At 31.1% G+C, this 6,698-nt stretch carries 6 protein-coding genes; all 6 read left to right on the top strand.

Annotation, left to right across the window (positions count from 1 at the left end):
* On the top strand, window positions 1-1,618 hold a 1,618-nt coding region (gene cas10, locus ACP5SP_RS07170), incomplete at its 5' end, for a type III-A CRISPR-associated protein Cas10/Csm1 (protein ID WP_428076359.1).
* A 12-nt stretch (window positions 1,619-1,630) separates the two neighbouring features.
* The gene (gene csm2 / locus ACP5SP_RS07165) at window positions 1,631-2,092 is read left to right on the top strand and encodes a type III-A CRISPR-associated protein Csm2 (protein ID WP_428076358.1); all 462 of its coding nucleotides are present in this window, start codon (window positions 1,631-1,633) and stop codon (window positions 2,090-2,092) included.
* A 17-nt stretch (window positions 2,093-2,109) separates the two neighbouring features.
* Window positions 2,110-2,820, top strand: a complete 711-nt coding sequence (csm3, locus tag ACP5SP_RS07160) for a type III-A CRISPR-associated RAMP protein Csm3 (protein ID WP_428076357.1) — start codon at window positions 2,110-2,112, stop codon at window positions 2,818-2,820.
* 9 nt (window positions 2,821-2,829) lie between these two features.
* Window positions 2,830-3,822 (top strand): type III-A CRISPR-associated RAMP protein Csm4, encoded by a 993-nt coding sequence (gene csm4, locus ACP5SP_RS07155; RefSeq protein WP_428076356.1) that lies wholly within the window; start codon window positions 2,830-2,832, stop codon window positions 3,820-3,822.
* Window positions 3,819-5,003, top strand: coding sequence for a type III-A CRISPR-associated RAMP protein Csm5 (gene csm5, locus ACP5SP_RS07150; protein WP_428076355.1), 1,185 nt, complete (start codon window positions 3,819-3,821; stop codon window positions 5,001-5,003). Before csm4 ends, csm5 begins: the two co-directional genes overlap by 4 nt.
* Entirely contained in the window at window positions 4,972-6,489 is a 1,518-nt protein-coding gene (locus tag ACP5SP_RS07145) for a hypothetical protein (protein WP_428076354.1), read from the top strand. The genes csm5 and ACP5SP_RS07145 overlap by 32 nt, the downstream gene beginning before the upstream one ends.
* The last annotated feature ends 209 nt before the right edge of the window (window positions 6,490-6,698 follow it).

The following is a 6,698-nucleotide window of genomic DNA, read 5'->3' as shown; positions in this document are numbered from 1 at the left end:
TTCAAAACTTGCAGCAAAATCGCTTAAAGGAAGATCTTTAGGTCTTGTGTTCATGCAAAGATTTATAGCAGAGCATATTCTTAAAAATCTAAACCTTGACCTACAAAACCTTATCTATGCAGGAGGAGGACACTTTTATATTCTTGCTTATCCAGGAGTAGAAGAAAAGATCGCAGAAATTAAAAAAGATATCAATAAAGAATTTTTAGAGCATTTTGGACTTGATCTTTACCTTGCAATTGGAATTACCCCAATAACACTTGGAGACTTTTTAGAAAACAAAATAGGAGAAGTATTCAGAAAATCTTCAGAAGATATCTCAAAAGAGAAAAGCAAAAAGTTCAAAGATATTGATTACAGTCTATTATTTGAACCAAAAGGAACTGGTGGAAGAGTTGAAGTTTGCGAAATCTGTGGAAAGGAAGGAAACCTAACTTCCTACGAGGGGCGCAAACTCTGTGAAGACTGTGATAGTTTTGTAAAATTGGCAGAATATATAAAAGAGGCTCAGCAAAAAGGCTTTTTTAATGTCAAAGATGTAAAAGAAATGCTTCCGATTTTAAAAAATATTGAAACTCTTGTAGAAGAATACGCTATAACATTCCAAAACAACAGTGAAAAATTACTTCCTGTATTTCAAATACCAACTGGGTTCCCCCTTGATAGAGAAGGTAGAATATTGAGTTTTGACGAACTTGGAATTAAAGCAGAAGAAAGAACAGGCACTAATAAATTAGGCATTTTTAAAGCTGACGTCGATAATCTTGGACAAATTATAACAGGTGGACTTTCATCCTTCGGAACAACATTTGCGAGGATAAGCACACTAAGTAGGCAAATGAGTATGTTTTTTGAAGGATACATAAACAACCTAACTCAAAACGATGAAAGATTTAAAGATAATATATACCTTATTTATTCAGGTGGCGACGACACATTTGCAATTGGTTCATGGGACATAATTATTGAATATGCACAAAGGGTATATGAGGACTTTAGAGAATTTACCGCAAAAAATCCAAATATCACTATGAGTGCCTCGGTTGTTATTACTGCACCACACTCTTCGGTTAGGAGAATCCTAAGAGAATCAGAGAATAAACTCGAACAAGCAAAAGATTTTACCTTCAATAGGTTTAATCATACAAAGAATGCAATTAACATTTTTGGAGAAACTTTGATGTGGGATGTAAAAGATTTTGAAAACGAGTTTGGGCATGCCATCAAACTTTCACAAGAAATCAATGAGAACATTCTCAAAAGATCCTCCAATGACAAAATAGAAGGACGAAGTCAACTGCAAAAAATAAAAGAAATAATCTTAAAAGCCTATGAAAACTTCCTTGAAGAAAAACCAAATACACCTGAAATAGTAAGCTCTCTTTGGAGACTACGATATTTCTGGATGAGGAATTTCATAGATGAGGAAGAATGGCAATTTATAAACGACCCAGAAACTAAGAATGGATCTGTGAGATTCTACCAAAAGATAAACTCAATTCTTGAAAAAGAAATATTTAACATGGACAATTACAATAAATTGTCATCGCCAAGGCTTGGTGAAATTTTAACTGCTTTAAGAATATCTGAATTACAAACAAGAGAAAAGAAAAAATAAGGAGGAATGAAGATGGATAATCGTAATCAAAATCGGGGAAGTAACTATCAACCCGAACAAATCGATGAACAAACCCTACAAGATGCACTAAATGTTGTAAAAAATTTAAACAGTTCCAATGTAGAAAACTTCGTTAAAACCGCAGAAAAACTTGCAAGAGATAACTTTAAATTTATTGCTAAATCAAAGTTTAGAGATTTCTACGACTATGTTAAAGGTGAAGAACTCGATTTTAACAACAAAAAAGATTGGGATTCTTGCAAAACAAGACTGTATTTGCTTATCCCAAAGTTAGCTTACCAAATTGGTAGAGCAAAAGAACAGGGAAAGAAGGGTGGAGATGAAGCAAGAGCCCTGGAAAACTTTGAGCATCTTTACTCAAAGCTTTTAGAAATTCTTGATGAAAATAATTTTCAAAACTTTATTAAATTTTTTGAGGCAATCGTTGCCTATCACAAACAATACGCAGGATAAAAATTTAGGAGGGAAAAATGGCAAACTACAATTTTCAAGGAAAAATTATTCTTAAGGGAAAAATAAGGGCTATAACTGGTATTCACATTGGAGGAAACAAAACTTCTCTTGATATTGGTGGCATCGATAACTCATTTATTAGAACAAGGAAGGGAAGGCTATACATTCCTGGAAGTTCTCTTAGAGGTAAAATAAGAAGCTTGCTTGAAAAATACTACAATTACCTTAGTGAGAATGGTGAGCCCTCATCAGAAGAAAATGATGTTACTAAGATTTTTGGAATTCATAAATCCAAAGACACAAACAATGTTTTTCCTACAACTCTCCTTGTAAGAGATGCCTATCTTTCAGATGAACAAGATATCTCTTCCGTTTTAGAAATTAAAACAGAAAATGTAATTAACAGAATTAGTGGCAAGGCTGAACACCCAAGAGAAATAGAAAGAGTGTCAGGGGGTTCAACTTTTGACTTTGAGATCGTCTTCAATTTGCACTATGATAAAGACGAAAATAAAAAACTGTTTGAAGTTTTCCTTCGCGGAATGAAACTTCTTGAAGATGATTATCTTGGTGGAAGCGGTTCCAGAGGATACGGTAAGATAAAATTTGAAAACATAGAACTTATTAAAAGAGATAAATCCTTCTATGAAGGAAAGATGGACCAAAAGAAATTATCTTACAAAGATTTGCAAGATCTCAAAGATGATTTAGAAAACATTTTCAGTTGAGGTCAAAATATGAAAATTGTTAAGCTTTATCCAAATATAAACAGCAAATATCATTTTGGAGAAACTGGTCTTGATGATTCTCTTCTTTATTTTCCATCACCATCTCTATTTTCTGCAATTGTAAATAACTTTGTAAAACTCTACGGCGAAAAAGAAGTTGATAACCTGCTAAAAATAAGGATCTCCTCTTTATTCCCCGCATATAAAGAGGTATATTTTGTTCCAAAACCATTTTTAAAAATCCTTCCAGAAGAGTTACAATCCCAGAAGCCAAAACTTTCGAAAAAGATTCAATTTATTTCACTTTCTTACCTAAAAGAAATAAACAACCCACCTGAAAACATCACAGAAAAAAATGTAGTTCAAGGTTTTCTCTTCTCAAACAGAGATAAAGAGATGTTAAACGGAGAGTTACCTAAAATTCTTTTTGAAAAAGATTTTGAAATAAAGATAAATCTGTCAAAACCTTATGATTCTTCTGATATTAAAGATTCTAAATCGGGACCATATGAAGTATTTTATATTTACCCAGGCGAAAAAGTCTATTTTTACTTTTTGCTCGATGACTCAGAACTCTCAGAAGATACCAAAGAAAAACTTATTGCAGCGATAAACCTCATTCAGGACGAAGGACTTGGTGGAGAGAGAGGAACAGGAGCAGGGGCTTTCGATAAATTAGAAATCCAAGAAGAAAAGGAATTTTCAGAATATATAAGAAACATTAAAAACCCACTTTACCACGTAACCCTATCTATGGTTATTCCCAAAGACCAAGATGAATTCAATAAATTTGAGTCATATGCACTTATAAAAAGAAGCGGTTATATATTTAATTCAAATACTACAAATCTTCGAAAAAAGGAAGTCTATGCAATAAAAGAAGGAAGTATCTTTAAAAGCAACGTTTATGGAAAAGTAGTTGATGTATCTCCTGAACCCTCAATAAAAATCTATCAATATGGAAAGTGCTTTGCTTTACCTATTGCGGGAGGAAAAAAATGACTAAAGGCAAAATAAAAATAACTACGTTAACGCCTATTTTTATCGGCTCTCAGAAATCATTGAGCTCTTCTGAATATTTTATTGACAAAAACTCAAACAAGCTAAACCAAATAGATCAAGATAAACTCTTTAACTACTTAAGCTCGTCACCTGATAGAAAACAAATTCTTGAAGAGTTTATTGAAAAATTAAAAAATCCTAATAAGTTTGATATCGAAAGCTTTTTTAAAGAGAAGGAAATCAACATAAATGATTTTGTTCTTGAAGGTTACAAGATAGCAAATATATCTGACTTACTTACAGAACAAAAAATGCCAATTAAGGGCGTAATCAAGCTATTTACAAAAGGAAAAGAATACTATTATGTACCAGGAAGCTCAATTAAGGGTGCAATAAGGATGGCACTGGAATATTCTTATTATAAAAATAACAAAGATCAAGTGATTAAAGATATACGATCTCTTGAACTAGACAAAAAAGATTCAGTCGGAAAACTGCACAACAAATTAGAAAGAGATTTTACAAAATATTATGAACAAAAAATTAGAGATCTTTTTAAATCCGAAAATAACCAAGGTGAAAACTTAAACGAAAAAATCTTAATTCCTGAAGCTTTTTCATTGTTAAAAATATCTGATTCAAACCCAATACCAAAGAGTAAATTTGCAATTTTCAAACTTGAAAGAAAACACGTAAATGGCGGGAATAAAGTGGGAATTCCAGTTTATCACGAAGGCTTAATAAAAAACACTAACTTAGAATTTGACTTTGAGATTGATGATCGAATCTTTGACATTAAGGAGATAGAAAACGCAATAGACACAATAAAAAACGACATCATATCAGATGATTTAGAAACTCCTGTTTTACATGAATTAATTAATAATTCAGAAATACTGAGCAAATATCAAACTTACAGAATGATAAATCTTGGTTTTGGTGGTAGTATGAAAACAAAATCCCTCTATTTAATCCTTAAAGATATTTACAAAAATAATAAAGATGAAATCATAAAGTACAATTTAAGGAAACTCTCAGAAAAATTGGAAAAGAAAGTGAATAACATTTTTGAATCTTATTATCCCACAACAAGATTTATTGTTAATAACCAAATTCCTGGCTGGTGCCTTATAAAATTGGAGATTCAAAATGAAAACATTGGCAATTTATCCGCTTGGTAATAACGATTTAAAATCTTCAGACCAACAAGTCTTGAAAGATAATTACAAGAATTTTATAGAAAAATTGTATGAAAATGTAAAGGATAACGAAAAAATTAAACTGCACAAAAACAACGAACTATATTTTGAAGTCAACGGAAGTAAATATTACCTTCCTTTGCTGAAGGCAGCACTAAAAGTTGATGAGATATCATTAAAAGAAAACATAGATATTAAGATAATTTTTATAGCAACTAATCAAAGCGATGAAAAATATTCAAAAAAAGATACAATCAGTCTTGCAAAGCTTTTAAAGGTGATTTTAGAAAGGGATAAATTCGGTGTAGAAATTTTTGAAATTAATGATAAACCCAATGATTTAAAACTAATGATAAAGAGTATTCAAAGATTTAAGAGTGATTTCAAAGATATGCTTGATTCAAAAGAATACGAAAAAGTTATCTTCTTTGGACCTGGAACACCACAAATTAACCACGCTATAATAATTGAGCTTTATGACATTTTTGATGCCTTTTGGTATTATTTAGAGGAAACAGGGTCCAGAGAAACAAAGGCTTCAAAAATTCATATATCTAAAATCATAGGAACTAAGATATTAAAAGAAGACATCAAATCACTTTTAGACATATACGATTATCAAGCATCCTATAATATATCAAAAAATCTATCCGATAAATTTAAACCACCTAAAGAAATAGAACTTCAACAATTAGAGCAACTACTTGAGATTTTATATTTGAGGTCGATTTTTGTATTTGATGAAGCATACGAAAAATTAAACTCGTTTCTAATATCAGATTCAGAAGAAGATCAAGCAATTACTGAACTTGCAAAAAAACTAAAAAAAGATTTAGAAAATTTGAAAAAGAAAGATGATAAATACCTTATTTACGAACTTTACAATAGAATTGTTGCAAATATATGTGGTGGAAAAATTAACGAGGGAATTGCAATGCTATTCAGATTAGAAGAATCTCTAGGTAAAGCAATAAATGAAAAACTCTTGGATACAGAAATCTTTAAAGATAGCAAAACTAAAAAATTTGATAAATTCATTAACGCAATCGAAAATAATCCTGATCTTACAGAATATCTCAAAAAATACAATGTAAACTTTACCGAACCTAACAGATTTGTTTATACCAAAATAATAGCCTTCTTTTCAGAAAAAAGCCAAGATGAACACAAGAAGGAAATTGCACAAGCATTTTTAGACTTCACTCATGAATTTGACCAAGAAAATGAAAAATTATCTGACCTAAGAAATAATACACCATATGCTCATGGATTTGAAGGCATAAGCAAAGAAACCCTTGAAAATCGTGAAACAAGTGACAAAGAAATCGTTGGAAATCTCAGCAAAAATTTGAAAAAATTATTCAAAGTTCTTAGTTGGAATGAAGACCTTATAAAGGATTGTAGAAGTGAAGATTTTGTTTTTAATGAAATAAATAGACTTTTAAAGCAAGTGTACCTCGAAAAATAAATTAAAGAAAAAAATTAATTAAAAGCCCTCTTCCTTTGGGGGGCTTTTTTGGTTTCAATCCCTGTAAGGTACTCTAAAAACGCGTAGAAATTGATACCGGTTGTTATACTGATAAAGGGTTTCAATCCCTGTAAGGTACTCTAAAAACAAGGAGAACTCGTTTCTTATATATACGCCATCTTTCAGTTTCAATCCCTGTAAGGTACTCT

Source organism: Caldisericum sp., assembly GCF_049967455.1.
GTDB lineage: Bacteria > Caldisericota > Caldisericia > Caldisericales > Caldisericaceae > Caldisericum > Caldisericum exile_A.
Note: the sequence above shows the minus strand (reverse complement) of the source record. Positions and strands in the feature narration are given on the sequence as shown.